The sequence below is a fragment of the Halochromatium sp. genome (assembly GCF_054919635.1).
The window spans coordinates 1-17173 of record NZ_JBUDPI010000039.1 but is presented as its reverse complement, the minus strand read 5'-3'; the positions used below and the strand labels follow the sequence as shown (position 1 = coordinate 17173).

Sequence of the window (17173 nt, the reverse complement as noted above, 5' to 3'; positions counted from 1 at the left end):
TGATCGTCTCGACCACGAACAACAATCAGGCGATGAATGAGTCGATCCGTCAGGTTGCCAGCTGCTACCTGGACGGCCACGAGCTCACTGAGCCCTTGCTGAATCAGATTGAGGTGGCGATTCGTGCCTATGATCCTTGCCTCTCCTGTGCTACCCATGCCCTGGGTCAGATGCCATTGCAGTTGGATCTGGTCGATGCCGGCGGGGTGTTGAAGGGTCGGCTAGAGCGCCACGCCGATGGTGCGATTATTGCGGCCGGATGAAGGTGATCACTACGATGTGCTTGGTGCGTGCCGATGACGAGCGCGCGAGCTAGGTCTGCCGCTGCAGGCGCGACAAGGCCTGCATTGCAGTGTTGCGATGCCGATCCTGCAGCGCCCGTTATGCCGGTCTTGGTCTTCGGCTATGGCAATCCATCGCGTGGTGATGATGCCCTTGGCCCGCGATTGATCGAGCGGCTGCAAGGCCTTCAGGATCGGGGGCAGTTGCCTGGAGTGGAGCTGCTGACCGATTTTCAGCTCCAGATCGAGCATGTGCTCGATCTGGTTGGCCGCGAGCGTGTGATCTTCGTGGATGCAGCAGTGGGTTTGAGTGAGCCTTATCGACTGACCCCGGTCGATTGGGTCCACGCGCGGACGGCAGCTCCAGCTCGGGACCCGATTCAGTGCCCGATTCAGGCGCAGGTTCGCCCGGAACAGCAGTGCCAGTGCCAGCTCGAGTTACAGACTCGGCCCCAGCGTCGAGCGCAGCGTCCGCCCCAGCCGCTCAGCTGGACGACGCACCAGCTCACCCCAGTCGCCCTCGCGGATCTCTATAGCGTTCTCTACGGGCAGCCGCCGAGGCTCGAGCAGTTGGCGATCGGTGCCGATGCCTTTGCGCTGGGGACCGGGCTCTCCGAGCAGGCCGAAGGTAATCTGCGAGCCGCGTCGGCTAGGCTGCTCGAGGAGCTACAGGTAGACAGCGCTCAACAGCCCTGATCGGAGGCGTCATCCAACGGTTGACTGAGGACCTCGTGCGACTGCTTGGCGCGCTCGATACCGCCTAGCGAAAACAGCCAGACCTGCTCGATGATGGCATCAAGCCGCTCGGCGACTGGCGGGCGTTCCGGATGCAGACGGGAGAGGATCGGCATTGCATGGTGGTAATACAGAATCTGTCCAATCACGCTGGCAGCACAGTCGATGGTGAGCGGGTCGGTCGGTGTGGTTTCAAGCAGCGCTGCAATGATCTCGTAGAGCACGCGGGCATCGGGCTCGAAGTGCTCGGTGACGATTCGGTCCAGCGCCTCGGTCGGTCGAACCATCTCGTTCAAATAGAGTCTGCTCAGCTGCGCCTGTCGCTCGCTATTGCCTTCGCTGCAGAAGATCTCCTCGAAGAGCGTGCGGATGTGCACCCGTAAACGCACCTCGGGAGCTGCATCGGGTGGCAGGAAGGCATTACGGCGTTCGTGCAGGGTCTCGAACAGATGGCCGTAGATGGCCTCGTAGAGCTTGCGCTTGTCTCCGAAGTGGTAATGGACGGCTGCGACATTGGCCTCTGCACGGCCACAGATCTCGCGAATCGTGGCGGCGCGATAGCCATGCTCGGCAAACACCTCGAGGGCTGCTTGCAACAGGCGTTCACGTGTGCTGGTGTTAGGGTCCTGGTCCGGCAAGATATGACTCCTCGGCTCGCTGCTTTGTCTCTAAGTGTAGATGACAGCTGGTGCTCAGGGTCTCATTATCCGCGTCATGGCTAATCGACGTTGAACTCTTCGTGTAGACTCTCGAAGCGCCTTGATTTTTTGCGATCGCTGTCGTTGGCCGTCCAACCTCTGCGAATCGATTGGCCTATTTTGACGGGGGTTGAGCCGGTTGGAGACTGATACTCGCGCGGCAGATCGCCGCGGCTCGGTGAGTCGCAGCGATTCGTCAGACAAGACTTCAGATAAGACGCCGGGCAAGTCGCAGCCGACCCGGACACAAGAGCGCTCGGCGCGCAGCAAGAAGCGCCGTCAGCGTTCTCCTGGACCCTTGCTTGGCGTCCTGAACTGGCTTTCACGACTGGTGACCGAAGGTCTGGCCATCCCCTTCGATCTGGCCTTGATCGGTGCCTTCGGCGCCGCTGTCGTGCTGGGCGCGATCGAGGCGGAGCTGCCGCCGGTCGATGCGCTGACGCAGGTTGAGTTTGAGGAGCCGCTGCGAATCTTTACCGCGAATGGGTCATTGATGGCCGAATTCGGGGTCCAGCGCCGGCGTGCCGTCGCCTTCGAGCAGATCCCGCCGTTGCTGGTGGATGCCTTCGTCTCGGTTGAAGACAGCCGTTACTTTGAGCACACCGGCATCGATGCAATCGGTCTTGCGCGTGCTGCGGTCAGCGTTGCCAAGAGTGGTGAGGCGACCCAGGGTGGAAGCACCATCACCATGCAGGTGGCGCGTAATTTCTTCCTCACCCCGGAAAAGACGATCAAGCGTAAGCTCACCGAGATCCTACTAGCTTGGAAGCTCGAGTCGAGGCTCAGCAAGGAAGAGATCCTGAGCCTCTATCTGAACAAGATCTTTTTCGGTCACCGCTCCTATGGTGTCGCCGCGGCGGCCGAGTTCTATTACCAGAAGACGCTTGATCAGCTCACCGTGGCCGAGATGGCGATGCTAGCGGGACTACCGAAGGCCCCCTCAGCGAACAATCCCCTCTCTAATCCCGCGCGTGCGCTTGAGCGACGTGATTATATTCTCGAGCGGATGCATGCGTTCGGTTATATCGATGACACCGATTTCTTGCTTGCCAGCACTGCGCCGCTGAGCGCCGAGCGTTATGTGCCTAGCATTGAGTTTCGGGCAGACTATCTCGCCGAGATGGCGCGCCAGGAGGTGGTGCAGCGTTACGGTGAGGAGGATGCCTATCGACTCGGCCTCAAGGTTTACACCACGGTTGACGAGCGCTTGCAGCGAGCGTCCGATGACGCGCTGCGGACAGGGCTGATGGCCTATAACCTGCGCCATGGCTACCACGGACCGGAGGCGAGGGTCGAGAATGCCGCCGGACAAACCTTCGAGTCACTGGACGCGGTCCTTGCCGAGCGGCCCGATGTGCCGGGGCTGCCGGTTGGGGTCGTGACCAGTGCCTCGGGGTCGGAGGCAGAGGTCTATTTGGGCAATGGCGAGGTGCGCAGCCTTGGGCTGTCTCAGGTCAAATGGGCACGGCCATTCAAGACCGAGAACTGGCGCGGCGCGGCGCCGCGACGCGTTACCGACGCGGTTGCAGTGGGTGATGTGATTCGGCTGCGTCAGGATAAGAACGATCAGTGGGTACTGGCCCAGGTGCCCAAGGTTGGGGGCGCCTTGGTTGCGTTGGACCCAGAGGACGGCGCCATTCGCGCCCTTTCGGGCGGTTACGCCTTCGAGTGGAGCAAGTTCAATCGCGCTGTCGACGCAAAGCGACAGCCGGGCTCGACCTTCAAGGCCTTTGTCTATGCGGCCGCGCTCGGTAAAGGCTATACACCAGCCAGCCTGGTCAAGGATGAGCGCTTCGAGATGCCGTCCAAGAACGGCATGTGGCGGCCGAAGAACGCCGATGGCAAATTCATGGGGCCGATCCGTATCCGTGTCGCGTTGTCTAAGTCTCGCAACCTGGCCATGGTCAACCTGATCAATCGAATGAGCGTCGACTATGCGCGCGAATACATTCAGAACTTCGGCTTCTCGCCCGAGTCGATGCCCCCAGATATGGCGATGGCGCTCGGCTCTGGCTCGGTCACGCCGCTGGAGATTGCGCGCGGTTTTGCGGCCTTTGCCAATGGCGGCTATCGGGTGCAGCCCTACCTGATCGACCGGATCGAGGACGCACAGGGCAACATCGTCTCTCAGGCGCAGCCCCTGCGGGCCTGCATGGAATGCTGGCTTGAGCGTGATGAGGAGGAAGCTAAGGTGCTACCCGTTGGCGCCTCCGATGATCCACGGGCGCCGCTGGCGATCGATCCGCGGATCGCTTATAACATGGACTCGATGCTCAAGGATGTGATCGAGAGTGGTACGGCCACGCGCGCGAAGCGTTTGAAGCGGGAGGACATCGCTGGCAAGACCGGGACTACCAACGAGTCCCGTGACTCCTGGTTCGCTGGCTATCAGCCCGAGCTGGTAGCTGTCGCCTGGGTTGGGCGCGATGACAACAAGCCGCTTGGCCGTGGCGAGTGGGGCGGAACCGCAGCGCTTGGTATCTGGATCGACTTCATGGAGGATGCGCTTGCTGAGATCCCGGTGGCCAAGATCAAGCGCCCGGACGGCATGGTACCCGTACGCATTAGTCTGCGTTCGGGTGAAACGACCAAGTCGAAGAGCGGCAGTCGGATCGAGTATATCCGCGATGAATATCAGCTGATGACACTGGGCCCAGATCCAGTGCAATACTCAGCACCAGTGGCTCGCAGAACGAAAACGCGAACGCCACGCCGGACAGCGCCGCGGATGCTCGATGAGCTCTTCTAGTCGGGCGTTGCCGGTTGAGCATTCTTGGTCAAGTATTCTTGGGTCGAGTCTTCCAGGCCCAGCGTTCCGAGCCGAGCCTCCTAGCCCAAGCGGTCTAGCTCAAGCGTTCTGGGCCGCTTAGGGGGCTCGTGCGGTAAAGATGACCGAGGGCTGGTTGCTACGCAGCTTGACGGCGCAGGCAGCTGGGATAGCGAAGGCCGCTCCGCGTTTGAGCTCCAGGGGCGCTTGGCCGTGAGCTTGTAGGCTGACCTGCCCCTCCAACACCAGCCCCAGACGGAGCCTCGCCTGGCTGGCGGTCGTTGCGGCACCTGGCACATCTTTGAGCTCTTTGTCGAGGGTGGCTCGCGGCTCAGTGTCGAGACCCTCTCTGCCCCAGACAACCTGCCCGCAGTTAATGATGCGCTGCTCTCCGGCGCTGAGTCGGTAGCGCTCGAGCAAGAATTCGGTCGCCGGGGTCGAATAGGTCTCCGGAAGACCTGGCCCGGCTGGAGGCTGTACCTGATGCACCGCACCGGGTTCTGGCTTCATCCTGAGGGTCTGTAGCAAGGCCGGCACGTCGATATGCTTTTGGGTCAAGCCACCGCGCAGCACATTGTTCGAGTTGGCCATCAGCTCAATCGCGGCGCCGCGCAGGTAGGCATGTAGTTCGCCTGCCGGGAGAAACAGGGCCTCGCCAGGCTGCAAGGCGATGAGGTTGAGCAAGAGCAGTGAGAACAGACCACGATCGCAATGACCGTTGGTTGAGAAGATCCGGTTCGCCGCGAGCAGCCAGTCGCAGCGGTTCATCGGCTCGAACCTCGCATCTGCTCGCTCGAGCTCAAGGCGCTTGATCAGCGGCCAGAGCAGGGCGTCGACCTCTGCTTGCTCAAGCTGCATGAGCCACCGATAGAGGTTGAACAGACCGGCGACGCTCGGCTCAAATTGCGTTTGCAGCGGATTGAGCTCAGGCGTGGCGGCCAGCACGGCTTGGATCTCTGCTAAGGGGCGGAAACCGCGCAGAGCGTAGAAGTCGGTCACTGCGACCAACAGCTCTGGCTTATGGTTGCGGTCACGGTAGCTTCGGCGCGGATCGCTCAGCGACAGCCCGATGGCCTCTTCATGCTGGTAACCGGCGATGGCTTGTGCTTGGCTCGGATGGGCTTGAATCGATAAGGGCTCTCGTGCTGCGAGCATCTTGAGCAGGAAAGGGAGCTGGTTGTCGAAGCGCTGCGCTGACTCGGCTCCCAACATAGTGCGTGGGGCAGCGGTGATGAGCTCCGCCAGTGAGAGTCGGCAGCAACCCAGCGCAACCGTGGAGGCCAGGTCAGGATGGGCACCGATCCAGAGTTCTGCGAAGGGCAGTTGGCGTGGGTTCTTGGCCTCGATGAGCGCAGGGATGAAATCCGGGTCGCCCCAGCTGTAATGTTGAATGCCGCAGTGCAGTCGCAATGGCCTTGGAGCGGCCCTGAACGCATCGATCGCCGCCTGCAGCTGCTCCGCCGTCGGAACCGGCGCCATGAAGGCGTCGCGACCAACCGGGCTGTCCATCAGAGATCCAAGGCGAAGCGCCGGATTTGGGTGCCCTGGACAGCAGTCCGCTCGCGCGGGATCGTCTGGATCGGGCGCGTTTGCCTGCAGGCGAAGCGGTCGACGTCGATTGGCGGGCCAAGGTTCATTGCAAGGTCACCTCAGGTCGCAAGGCTTGCGCTGGCTCCCTGTCGACCGAAGATAGTCGCTTTCGCAAAGCGATTCTAGTGCCTGACGGTGATCCGGGGTGCTAGTCGGCTATGTCGGCTCCGTTGCTGAGCTCGCTGTCACCGAGGTCATCCTGTGTTTCGAGAGCAACAACTTCGTTTGACGTTGGGGCGACTCAAGACGCGCATGGCGCAGTTGTTGGATCACCTTCGTCATTGTTGCCGCAATGGCGTCAATGTCGTCACGGTGGCCGGTTTGAGCCTTTGCTCCTCCTGGGCTTTGGCAACGACGCAGCCCATGATCGACACCCATCTCCACTACACTGCTGTTGATGCTGCGCAGCTGCCGCCAGAGCAGGTCATCGCACTCTTTGATCGCAACCTGATCGAGGCCGCTGTGGTCTCAGGTCAGCCTCAGTGGGCCATTGAGGCGCTCTATCGCGCTGCGCCCGATCGCATCCTGCCGTTCCTGAGTGTTTACCGTGGGCAGACGGACAAGGCCGATTGGATGCATGATCCGGATCTGCCGGCACGGGTCGCTGAGACCCTGCGCAGCGGCATCTATCGTGGTCTCGGTGAGCTCCATCTCTTTGCCAAGGATCGTGAGAGTCCGGTCCTTGCCGCCTTGGTGGCGATTGCAGCTGAGCAGGACCTAGTGCTCCAGATCCATGGCGATGCGGTGGTGATTGAGGCCATCTTCGCTCAGGCGCCAGAGCTGACGGTTCTCTGGGCGCACCTAGGGACCGATCCTCGGCCACAGGTCGTAGCGCCGCTCTTGGCTCGCTATCCCCGGCTGTTTGTGGATACCTCGGTCCGGGATGAGCGTTTCGTCGATAATGAGGGTCGGCTTTGGCCGCAGTGGCGGCGGTTTTTTATCGCCCATCAAGAGCAGGTGCTGGTTGGTATTGACACCTATTGGACGCCGCGTTGGCAGCGTTTCTCTGAGGTTGCAGCCCGCATCCGTGGCTGGCTGGACCAGCTGCCGCCAGAGGTGGCTGCGCGTTTGGCCTATGGCAACGCGGCACGGCTGTTCGGGCTAGGAGCGCGGGTGTCGCCTTGACTGAAGAACCCAGGAGATTTGACGGCTGATGACTCTCACAGGCTCCAATTCCGAATCCGACTGGGGCGCGGCTGCCTCGGACGCGACGCCAAGCCCAGCGCTGGAAACCAAGCCGCCCGGTCCGGGGCTTGAGCCGGTTGCTTTCGGCCTGATTGTGATCGGCGACGAGGTTCTGAATGGCACCCGTCAAGACCGGCATCTTGGGACCTTCAAGCGGCTGCTCTCAGAGCGCGGTCATCAGCTTGGTTGGTGCTGGGTCCTGCCCGACGAGCCCGATCGACTGGTGTGGCACCTGCAGGCCTCAATGGCCGCAGCGGAGCCGGTGTTCTGTTGCGGTGGAATCGGCGCAACCCCGGATGATCATACCCGCGGCTGCGTCGCGACGGCGGCCGGCGTTGGACTCGAGCGGCATGCCGGTGCAGCGCAGCTAATCGAGGGGCGCTTCGGCGCCGACGCCTATCCGCAGCGCATCCGGATGGCCGATCTCCCCGTCGGTGCCTCGTTGATCCCGAATCCGGTCAACCAGGTGCCTGGGTTCGGTCTGAATCGGCACTGGTTCCTGCCTGGCTTCCCGCAAATGGCTTGGCCGATGGCCGAATGGGTGCTCGACCAGCATTATGGCGTCGCCGAACCGCTGCGCGAGGCCGCACTTGGAGTGCGGGGTGCGCCCGAGAGTCGCTTGATCCCGCTGATGGAGACGCTTGGGCCGCAATTCCCGGCACTGAAACTGTTTAGCCTGCCGCATCTCGGTGAGACCGCGGCCGACCGCTATATCTTGCTCGGCTTTCGCGGTCGTGGTGATCTTGAGCCGGCGATGGCGGCCTTGTGCGCTGGACTCGATGCGCAACGCGTCGAGTATCAGGTGCAGGCTTGAGTCTCTGCTCAGCGCAGGCTGTGATGCTCTAGCGGATAGCCGCTGTCGCGGTAATAGAGGTAGCGTTTGCGGCCCGCGTGCCGGATCTCGGGCTCATGATCGAGCGGCTCGCAGAGACGCTCGAAGCGGCTGAAGAAGGGTGGTGCCTCGGCGCTTGGGCTGAGATTGATCAGCACCTGGTCTTCGGTCTCGGGCTGACCATCGGTGCTGATTAGGATCGGGGTCAGCTGCGGGTCGGTCTCGCCGACCAGTCCATGCGGCAGAAAGCTATCTTCGCGAAAGCTCCAGAGTAGGCGGTCGAGGTAGCGCGCCTGCTGTGCGTCTGGGCAGTAGATCAGGACCCGCGGCGGCTTCTCTGTCGCGGGTACGCTGTTGTAGATGCGCTCGACCAGCCGACAGCTGAGCCCGAAGCGGTCGCTCCGGCTGCCTTCCTTGAGGACATAGAAATCGATTCGCGTCATGAGATCAGCATCGGCCTGCGGCTGGCTGCGATCCTGCCGGGGCTTGTCGCAGTCAGACCCTGGTCAATAGGACCTATGCCAGCCAGTCATCCAGGCATCCAGTCGGCCAATCAGGCGTCTTGCCCGATGCGATCGAGCAAGAACTGACTCAGCAGCGGCACCGGGCGGCCGGTTGCTCCCTTCTCTTTGCCGGTGAGCCAGGCGGTGCCGGCGATGTCCAGATGTGCCCAGGTATAGGCCTTGGTATAGCGCGAGAGGAAGCAAGCGGCGGTGATGGCGCCGCCGTCGCGGCCGCCGATGTTGGCCATATCGGCGAAGTTGCTGTCGAGCTGCTGCTGGTAGTCATCCCAGAGTGGCATGCGCCAGACCCGATCGGCGCTGACCTCTCCGGCTTGGGTGAGTGCCTCGGCGAGCGCATCATTGTTGGAGAAGAGTCCGGACGGATGCCGTCCGAGTCCAACGATACAGGCGCCGGTGAGGGTGGCCATGTCGATCACCAGGTCGGGATCGAAGCGCTCTACGTAGGTCAGCGCATCGCAGAGGATGAGTCGGCCCTCGGCATCGGTGTTGAGGATCTCGATGGTCTGTCCGGAGAGGCTGGTGACGATGTCGCCCGGCTTGTTCGCGGCGCCATCGGGTAGGTTCTCGGAGGCCGGCACGACGCCGATGACATTGAGCGGAAGGTCCAGCGCGCAGAGGGCGCGTAGGGTGCCGATCACGCCGGCACCGCCGCACATGTCGTACTTCATCTCGTCCATCGCTTCGGCCGGCTTGATCGAGATACCGCCAGCGTCAAAGGTAAGTCCTTTGCCGACCAGGACGATGGGCTTGTCCTCATCGCTGCCGCCGCGGTAGTGCATCAGGATCAGCTGCGCAGGCTGCCGACTGCCACGGCTGACCGAGAGCAGGGCGCCCATACCAAGCTCGGCCATGGCCGCTTCATCCAGCACCTCGACCTTGAGCTTGGCGGAGTGCTGCGCAACGGCCGTGGCCTGGTCAGCAAGATAGGTTGGGGTGCAGATGTTGCCGGGTAGGTTGCTGAGCTCGCGGGCCAGTGCAACCCCTTCGGCAATGGCCAGGCCATGGGCGACAGCACGCTCAGCAGGCTCGGTCTGTCCGCTGTCTGCGATCCAGCAGTCGAGTGTCTCGAGAGGTGCCGGCGCATCGGATGCTGGCTTCTTGGTCTGGGTGTAGCGATAGGCGTCTTGAGCCGCGAGCAGTAGGCTGTGGCGCACGCACTGGTAGCTGTCCATGCCGTTTGGCTCGAGTGCGGTGAGGGTGCAGAGGGCATTGTCGATGCGCGCGGCAGCAAGCTGTGCAAAGACCGCTTTGAGCGCCTTTTCATAGGCGCGACGGTCGAGCTCTTCGTGCTTGCCACAGTTCACCAGCAGCAGCCGTTCTGCCGCAACGCCGCCGATGCCATAGAGCATCAGGGCGCTCCCCGTCTTGCCATCGAGGTCACCCTTTTCGAGTACGCCACTCAACGCGCCGTTGCTGGCGGCGTCGATGGTCTTGGCGGCATCGGATAGCTGGCGCTCGCTGAACACGCCGAGAATCAGGCACGGGGTCTCGACCTGGGTCAGGTCGCAGCTGGTGATCTTCGATTGCATCGGTGCTCCTGAGGACTGCTCGCCTTAGGCTTGCGTTACTATGGCTCGTCTCTGAGACGGACCAGGATTGGCTTTGTCGTCTTGTAGAAGTCTACAGGAATCGCTGCCGCATCCGCAGTGGCTAAGCTGGACTGTGCTGATCTGATGGACGTCGGTGGTCGTTTGGCCAGCCAGGAATAGGTCCGGAATAGCCCAGGAACAGGCCCGGAATAGGCCGGAGCAAGCCTGTATCGCGTTTCAGCTCTGCAAGCCATAGCCGGAGATCAAGAAAGCCGTTGCCTATCCTCGATCGATATCTCGCTGGTGCTGTCATCGGCGGCACCCTGCTGACGTTGGCTATGCTGATGCCGCTGCTGGCGGTGTTCGTCTTTGCCGACGAGATGGACCGAGTGGGTTCAGGGAGCTACCAGCTGACCGAGGCGCTGTGGTTCGTGACCCTGACGCTGCCGCGCTATCTCTATCAAGTGTTTCCGATCGCGACGCTGATCGGCGCCTTGATTGGCTTGGGCCAGCTTGCCGCGCGCTCGGAGCTGGTTGCGATGCGTGCGGCTGGGGTGTCGATCGCGCGCATCATTGGTGGGGCGATGGGCGGTGGTGTGCTGCTGGCGCTGCTGGCGACTGGCGTCGGTGAGCTCGTCGCGCCGGTCGCTGAGCAGCAGGCCTTGGCCTTACGAGCAGCTGCGACCAGTGGGGAGGCGGTGAAGATTGGTCGCAGCGGATTTTGGGCACGGGACGGTGATGCCTTCATCAACGTGCGTCAGATCGAGCCGGGCGCTGAGCTCTCCGATATCGAAATCTTTGTGGTGAGTGGTGGTCGGTTGAGGTCCGCAACCCGTGCGAGCAAGGCGTATTACGAAGACGGGCGCTGGGTCTTGACCGACATCGAGCATAGTCGCATCGGCCTCGAGGGTGTCGAGGTCGATCGCTTGGAGCGGGCGCGCTGGGAATCACTGCTGAGCCCTCGTTTACTTGAGGTGATTGTCGTTGAGCCACATGCGCTGCCGGTCTGGGGGCTTTACCATTACCTGAGCTACATGCATCAAACCAAGCAGGATGCAGGTGCCTACGAGGTTGCCTTCTGGAGCAAGATTGTCCAACCGCTGCTCATCCTGACCATGATCTTCGTCTCGATCCCGGTTTTGCTCGGCTCTGCGCGCAGCAGCGGCACGGGGATCAAGCTGTTCATCGGAATTGCGCTCGGCATCCTGTTTTATCTGGTGAGCCGCACCTTCACCTACCTGGCGCTGTTGTACGAGCTGAATCCGGCACTAGCGGCCTTTGCGCCGCTGTTGCTGTTCATGCTCGGCGCGGTGCTGCTGCTGCGCCGAGTTGGATGAGGCTCGGCAGCGGGAGCCCAGGGCGAGCGCTCGCTGTGCTCGATCAGCTCGGGCAGAATGCCAAGATTATGCGATGCGAACCGGTCGACTTGGCCTGAGGTCCTGCGATGCACTATCCAACGCTCGAAGATCTGATCGGCAACACGCCGCTGGTGCGGCTGCAACGGCTGCCCGGCGACACCAGTAATCTCATGCTTGCCAAGCTGGAGGGCAATAATCCGGCTGGCTCCGTCAAAGACCGCGCTGCGTTAAGCATGATCCGTCACGCCGAGCAGCGCGGGCACATACAGCCCGGCGACACGCTGATCGAGGCGACGAGCGGCAACACCGGAATCGCGCTGGCGATGGCTGCGGCGATCAAGGGCTACCGCATGCTGCTGATCATGCCGGAGCACATGAGCGTCGAGCGTCGTCAGGCGATGGCCGCATTTGGCGCCGAGATCCGGCTCACACCCAAGGCCGGTAGCATGGAGGCGGCGATCGATCTTGCGCGTGAGCTCGAGGCGCAGGGCGTCGGCATTCGCTTGGATCAGTTCTCTAACCAAGACAACCCTCTGGCCCACTATGAGGGGACGGGTCCCGAGATCTGGCGCGATACCGAAGGCCGGGTGACGCACTTTGTCAGTGCCATGGGCACCACGGGCACCATCATGGGCACCAGTCGGTATCTCAAGGCGCAGAATCCGGCTGTGCAGATCATCGGTGTGCAACCGCAAGAGGGCTCGAGCATCCCCGGCATTCGGCGTTGGCCCGAGGCCTATCTGCCCAAGATCTTCGACGCCTCTCGAGTGGACCGCATCATTGATGTCTCCCAAGCCGAGGCTGAGGAGACCATGCGGGCGCTGGCTGCTCGCGAGGGCATCTTTGCTGGGGTCTCGTCGGGCGGTTCTGTCGCAGCGGCGCTCAAGCTCTCCGCCGAGATCGACAATGCCGTGATCGTTGCGATCATCTGTGACCGTGGTGATCGGTACCTGTCCACCGGCGTCTATCCCAGCGGTTGAGCGGCCTCTCACAAGGCCTCCATCAAGGTCGTCCCGTTTTCAGGGGCACCCACTTTGGGCTGGGATGAAGCCATCATCGGGCCCCTTATCGGGACAAAGAATCCGGCCAGCTGCTCGATGCTGCTGTCCGATGAGGTGGCGCGCTCTGATGCATCTTGCTGTCTTGATCGGTAGCTGGCACATTGCCGCCGATGAGTAAGAAGCGTAAACCATTGCCGAGCGAGCCGATCGAGGCCGAGATTGAATCCCTAGCCCATGATGGGCGCGGTGTTGCAAGGGTCGAGGGCAAGACCCTGTTTGTGTTCGGCGCCTTGGCTGGCGAGCGGGTGCGCTGTCGGCTCACCCGGCGGCTGCGGCGCCATGATGAGGCGGTCGCCATCGAGGTGCTCGAGCCTTCGCCCAAGCGGGTCGAGCCGCGCTGCGCACACTTCGGCGTCTGTGGCGGTTGTGCGCTGCAGCACATGGACCCAGAAGCCCAGATCGAGAACAAGCAGGCGATCTTGGCCGATGTGCTGCAGCGAATCGGCGGGTTAGCGCCGGCGCGCTGGCTACCGCCGTTGGCTGCGGAGCAGGCTGAGGCGCACTGGGGCTATCGGCGCAAGGCACGGCTCGGCGTGCGCTGGGTGCCGAAGAAGGGCCGGGTGCTGGTGGGCTTCCGCGAGCGCGGCTCGAGCTTCATCGCCGATGTGCGGCGCTGTGAGGTCTTGCAGCCGGCAGTGGGTGCGGGGCTCGAGGCGCTGGCGCGGCTGATCGAGGGTCTGAGCATCCGTGAGCGTCTGCCGCAGATCGAGGTGGCGCAGGGCGATGGGCCGGTCGTCTTGGTGTTTCGCGTGCTCGATCCTCCTTCGGCAGCGGATTGCGATCGGCTGTTGGGCTTTGCGGCCGAGACCGGTTTCCACATCTATCTCCAGGAGGGTGGGGTCGAGACCGTTCGCCCGCTGCCCGGTCAGGGAGCCGAGCTCAGCTACAGTCTGCCGAATCAGGGGCTGACGCTGGCATTCGAGCCGACCGATTTCACCCAGGTGAACCTGGAGCTGAATCGGCGGATGATCGATCAGGCGCTGAGGCTGCTCGACCCGCAGCCCGATGAGCGCGTCCTCGACCTGTTTTGTGGAATCGGCAATTTCACGCTACCGCTGGCACGCCATGCGCGCGAGCTAGTCGGTGTCGAGGGTGATGCGGGCCTGGTGGCGCGCGCTGAGACCAATGCGGCGCGCAATGGGATTGAGAACGCGCAATTCTTTGCAGCCGATCTCTACGCACAGACCCCACGGCAAGGAGACTCTCAGTCGGGGGGGCTAGCCAGAGCCGGAGCGCAGACCTCATCATCGTCATCGGCCGCTGCTCCCTGGCTCGAGCCCTTCGATAAGGCCCTATTGGACCCGCCTCGCAGTGGCGCGCTCGAGGTGCTCGATGGGCTCGCCGCAACCGGCGTGCGTCGAATCCTCTATGTGTCTTGCTACCCGGCGACGCTGGCGCGCGACGCAGCTAAGCTGGTTGGTGAGCTTGGCTTCAAGCTTGAGGCCGCTGGCGCCATGGACATGTTTCCTCACACGGCGCATCTCGAGGCCATGGCGCTATTTGAGCGGCGTTAGCGCGGCCGTTGTAAGGTCAGAATGCACCGCAGGTAGACAGCAGAGATGGCAACTGAGATTGAGCGTAAGTTTCTGGTTCGACACGATGGTTGGCGTAAACAGCTGTTGTCTACGACCCATCTGATGCAGGGGTATCTGGCCTCGACACCGACACTGACAGTGCGTGTTCGTCTCGAGGGTGATCAGGGTCGGCTCACGATCAAGGGGGCAACGCAGGGGATCAGCCGCAGTGAGTACGAGTATCCGATCCCACCCGAAGACGCGCAGCGGATGCTGGATGAGCTGGCTGAGACCGCGATCATCGATAAGACCCGCCATCGCGTGCGCTGCTGCGGCCATGTCTGGGAGGTCGACCTGTTTGCCGGCGACAATGAGGGCCTGGTGCTGGCCGAGGTCGAGCTGGGCGCCGAAGACGAGGACTTTGAGCGTCCGAGCTGGCTGGGTGACGAGGTCAGCGATGATCCTCGCTATTACAATGCAAATCTAGCGCGTCATCCGTTCAAGGATTGGTCGGGCAGGCAAGCTTGAGCGAGGGGGTTCGGCTTATCTCGACCTGGCTGAGGCCCTGGCTGAGGCCCTGGCTGAGGCGTTGACTCCTTGAGCCATCAGGCGAGGATGAGCTGTTTGTTGCGCCTTGTTTGTCGCTTGGGGGTAACCCGCAGCAGGCACGGACTGCTCATCGCGAGGCTGCCATTGCTGCCTGTGATCTTCGTCTTGGCCCTTAGCCAGACCAGCTGTGTCGCGCCTGATGATGCTGACACCATTGTCCTCGCGGTCTCTCAAGCGCCGGCGAATCTCGATCCGCGACTAGCGACCGATGCCGTCTCGGAGCGTGTCAATCGGCTGTTGTATGCACGTCTGGTCGAGCTCGATGCAGCCGGGCGACCCATCCCGGGAATCGCGCGATGGGAGCAGCGCTCGCCCTTACAGTATCGCTTCGAGCTCAGACCGGGGCTCTTGCCATTCAGCAATGGACAGGCGCTTCGTAGCATCGACGTCGCCGCGACCTATCGCTCGATCCTCGACCCTGGGTCCGAGGCTGGGTCCCGCACTGGTTTGGCATCGCCGCATCGGGCGACATTGGCGTTGATTGAGCGCATCGAGGTGTTGGACGAGCGTCGGCTCTGTTTCCACCTCTCGGAGCCCGATCCGCTGTTTCCGGCCTATCTCAGCATTGGCATCTTGCCAGCCGAGCAGATTGCGGCTGGACATCGGTTCCAGCGTCAACCGATTGGCAGTGGTGCACTGCGTTTGGTTGCCTGGCCGACGGCCGATCGGCTGCTGCTGGAGCGCCGACGCGATGGCCAATTGATCAGCCTGGCTCGTGTCAAGGACCCCAATGTCCGGGTCATGAAGCTGCTCCGTGGCGAGGTCGATCTGCTTCAGAACGACCTGCCTCCCGAGCTGATCGGCCTCTTGCGCAAGCGTCCTGGGATTCAGGTGTTAAACGCACCTGGGGTCAATTTCTCCTACCTGGGCTTCAATCTCGCCGACCCCGTCACCGCCGACCCGAGATTGCGTCGGGCGATCGCCCACGCGGTTGATCGTGAGGCCATCCTGCGTTGGCTGTTCCAGGATCAAGGGCGGCTCGCTGAGTCCCTGCTGCCGCCGGAGCATTGGGCTGGTGTGAGCGGGCTGTCTCCTTATGACCACGATCCGGCACGGGCCAAGCGCCTTCTGGCGGAAGCCGGCTATGCGAACGGCGAGACTCTATTGCTCTCTTATAAGACCTCAAGTGACCCGTTTCGGCTGCGGCTTGCCAGCGTGCTCCAGGCTCAGTTAGCCGAGGTCGGCATCCACCTCAAGATCGAGAGCTACGATTGGGGCACCTTCTTTGGTGATATCAAGGCCGGACGTTTCCAGCTCTTTGGTCTGACCTGGGTGGGGATTCGTCTGCCGGACATCTTCCGCTATGTCTTCCATAGCGCCTCAACGCCGCCGAGTGGCGCTAACCGCGGCCGCTACCTGAGCCCGGAGGCCGACCGGCTGATCGATGCCGCCCGTCGTGAGCCCGATCTCAATCGCCAGGCCCAGCGCTATCGATCGCTGCAGGGATTGCTTCACCAAGACCTGCCCTATCTCCCGCTTTGGTACGAGGATCAGGTTGCTGCGCTGCGCGAAGGGCTAACGGGCTATCAGTTGGCCCCGGACGGCAACTACGACGGACTCGCGACGATCGAGCGCGCGCTGCCGCGCTAGCCCCGTCTGTCAGGCCGAGTCCGGCCTAGCAGGACCTAAGGCCCGCGCCGCGCAGTCTTCCTTGACCGCGAGGCCGGCCCCACCCAGCTCGACCCCGCCTAGACCTGCTGCCGATGCTGCCGGTCGCTTCGTATGCCGTCGACGTTGACCCGCGGTTGGCCATGATCTCGGCTTGCAGTCTTGAGCCTGCGGTTAGTCAGCCTTGCTTGACTTCGAGGCATTCGAGACTAAACTTCGCTTTTACATTGGTTTAGAAAGTTTTTATCGGGTGAAATGTCAAAAGTTGAACGGGTATCCTGTCATCAACGCCGCCCCCTGGGGATGGCTAGACTGCGCCTAGTGGCGGCCTGTGCCTGTTTGGGCTCGGTCCTCGCACTGCTCGGCTGTGCGAGCACCTCGCCGAGTCAGGATGTCGAGATCGGCGGTGAGCGCTTCGATCTCGGCGACCTCGAGCCCAAGCGCGCCAATGTCGTGATGGCAGCGCTGTCTCAGATCGGCACCCCCTACGTCTACGGTGGCGAAACGCCGCATCAAGCGCTGGATTGCAGTGGATTGACACTGGTCGCGCATCAGGCCGTTGGAATGCGCATTCCTCGGGTCTCGACCGAGCAGCAGGCTGCGGCACGTCCGCTGCGGGGCCGCCCGAAGCCTGGCGACCTGGTCTTTTTTCAGACCGGCCCGAGCCAGTACCACGTTGGCCTAATGGTGGATCAGCACCGTTTTGTGCATGCCTCGACCTCGAAGCGCCGCGTCCGGCTTGCCAATCTCGATAACCCCTATTGGCGCGAGCGCTACCGCGGCGCTGGGAGCTACCTATAGGCTGGCGACAGCTGCCTGAGGCGATCGCCGGAAAAGCTCATACCGAATTGCGCAGGATGTTCGTTCGCCTTCGAGGAGCGT

General features: G+C 62.4%; 14 protein-coding genes and 1 pseudogene. 11 read left to right on the top strand and 4 right to left on the bottom strand.

Annotated elements, in window-relative coordinates; all coding sequences use genetic code 11:
* Together ACY693_RS04360 and ACY693_RS04355 are read left to right on the top strand one after the other, a co-directional pair.
* Nucleotides 1-263, top strand: a pseudogene (locus ACY693_RS04360) (Ni/Fe hydrogenase subunit alpha); the annotation flags it as partial.
* Between the two features lie 120 nt (nucleotides 264-383).
* Nucleotides 384-977, top strand: coding sequence for a hydrogenase maturation protease (locus ACY693_RS04355; RefSeq protein ID WP_462320608.1), 594 nt, complete (start codon nucleotides 384-386; stop codon nucleotides 975-977).
* On the opposite strand, the gene ACY693_RS04350 is transcribed toward ACY693_RS04355, so the two are convergent.
* The gene (locus ACY693_RS04350; RefSeq protein WP_462320607.1) at nucleotides 965-1654 is read right to left on the bottom strand and encodes a CerR family C-terminal domain-containing protein; all 690 of its coding nucleotides are present in this window, start codon (nucleotides 1652-1654) and stop codon (nucleotides 965-967) included. The genes ACY693_RS04355 and ACY693_RS04350 overlap by 13 nt on opposite strands.
* 199 nt (nucleotides 1655-1853) lie before the next feature.
* On the opposite strand from ACY693_RS04350, the gene ACY693_RS04345 reads away from it, so the two are divergent.
* Nucleotides 1854-4463, top strand: coding sequence for a penicillin-binding protein 1A (locus ACY693_RS04345; protein WP_462320606.1), 2610 nt, complete (start codon nucleotides 1854-1856; stop codon nucleotides 4461-4463).
* Nucleotides 4464-4580: 117 nt separating this feature from the next.
* Here the strand turns inward: ACY693_RS04345 and manA are convergent, their stop codons facing one another.
* On the bottom strand, nucleotides 4581-5990 hold the full coding sequence (gene manA / locus ACY693_RS04340; protein ID WP_462320605.1) for a mannose-6-phosphate isomerase, class I: 1410 nt from the start codon (nucleotides 5988-5990) through the stop codon (nucleotides 4581-4583).
* Between the two features lie 444 nt (nucleotides 5991-6434).
* On the opposite strand from manA, the gene ACY693_RS04335 reads away from it, so the two are divergent.
* The gene (locus ACY693_RS04335; protein WP_462320604.1) at nucleotides 6435-7196 is read left to right on the top strand and encodes an amidohydrolase family protein; all 762 of its coding nucleotides are present in this window, start codon (nucleotides 6435-6437) and stop codon (nucleotides 7194-7196) included.
* Between the two features lie 28 nt (nucleotides 7197-7224).
* Complete coding sequence (locus ACY693_RS04330; RefSeq protein ID WP_462320603.1) at nucleotides 7225-8070, top strand: competence/damage-inducible protein A; 846 nt, start codon at nucleotides 7225-7227, stop codon at nucleotides 8068-8070.
* Nucleotides 8071-8078: 8 nt separating this feature from the next.
* Here ACY693_RS04330 and ACY693_RS04325 read toward each other — a convergent pair whose 3' ends face one another.
* Together ACY693_RS04325 and ACY693_RS04320 are read right to left on the bottom strand one after the other, a co-directional pair.
* Complete coding sequence (locus ACY693_RS04325) at nucleotides 8079-8531, bottom strand: DNA polymerase III subunit chi (RefSeq protein WP_462320602.1); 453 nt, start codon at nucleotides 8529-8531, stop codon at nucleotides 8079-8081.
* A 110-nt stretch (nucleotides 8532-8641) separates the two neighbouring features.
* Nucleotides 8642-10141 (bottom strand): leucyl aminopeptidase, encoded by a 1500-nt coding sequence (locus ACY693_RS04320; RefSeq protein WP_462320601.1) that lies wholly within the window; start codon nucleotides 10139-10141, stop codon nucleotides 8642-8644.
* A gap of 275 nt (nucleotides 10142-10416) precedes the next feature.
* On the opposite strand from ACY693_RS04320, the gene lptG reads away from it, so the two are divergent.
* The 6 genes from lptG to ACY693_RS04290 all read left to right on the top strand — a co-directional run bounded on the left by lptG (nucleotide 10417) and on the right by ACY693_RS04290 (nucleotide 17092).
* The gene (gene lptG / locus ACY693_RS04315; protein WP_462320600.1) at nucleotides 10417-11478 is read left to right on the top strand and encodes an LPS export ABC transporter permease LptG; all 1062 of its coding nucleotides are present in this window, start codon (nucleotides 10417-10419) and stop codon (nucleotides 11476-11478) included.
* Between the two features lie 107 nt (nucleotides 11479-11585).
* Nucleotides 11586-12479 (top strand): cysteine synthase CysM, encoded by an 894-nt coding sequence (gene cysM, locus ACY693_RS04310; protein ID WP_462320599.1) that lies wholly within the window; start codon nucleotides 11586-11588, stop codon nucleotides 12477-12479.
* Between the two features lie 191 nt (nucleotides 12480-12670).
* Complete coding sequence (gene rlmD, locus ACY693_RS04305) at nucleotides 12671-14074, top strand: 23S rRNA (uracil(1939)-C(5))-methyltransferase RlmD (protein ID WP_462320598.1); 1404 nt, start codon at nucleotides 12671-12673, stop codon at nucleotides 14072-14074.
* A gap of 45 nt (nucleotides 14075-14119) precedes the next feature.
* On the top strand, nucleotides 14120-14602 hold the full coding sequence (locus ACY693_RS04300; RefSeq protein ID WP_462320597.1) for a CYTH domain-containing protein: 483 nt from the start codon (nucleotides 14120-14122) through the stop codon (nucleotides 14600-14602).
* Nucleotides 14603-14776: 174 nt separating this feature from the next.
* Nucleotides 14777-16273: an ABC transporter substrate-binding protein gene (locus ACY693_RS04295; RefSeq protein WP_462320609.1), complete on the top strand. Its 1497-nt coding sequence runs from the start codon at nucleotides 14777-14779 to the stop codon at nucleotides 16271-16273.
* Nucleotides 16274-16594: 321 nt separating this feature from the next.
* Complete coding sequence (locus tag ACY693_RS04290) at nucleotides 16595-17092, top strand: C40 family peptidase (protein WP_462320596.1); 498 nt, start codon at nucleotides 16595-16597, stop codon at nucleotides 17090-17092.
* Nucleotides 17093-17173 lie beyond the last annotated feature (81 nt).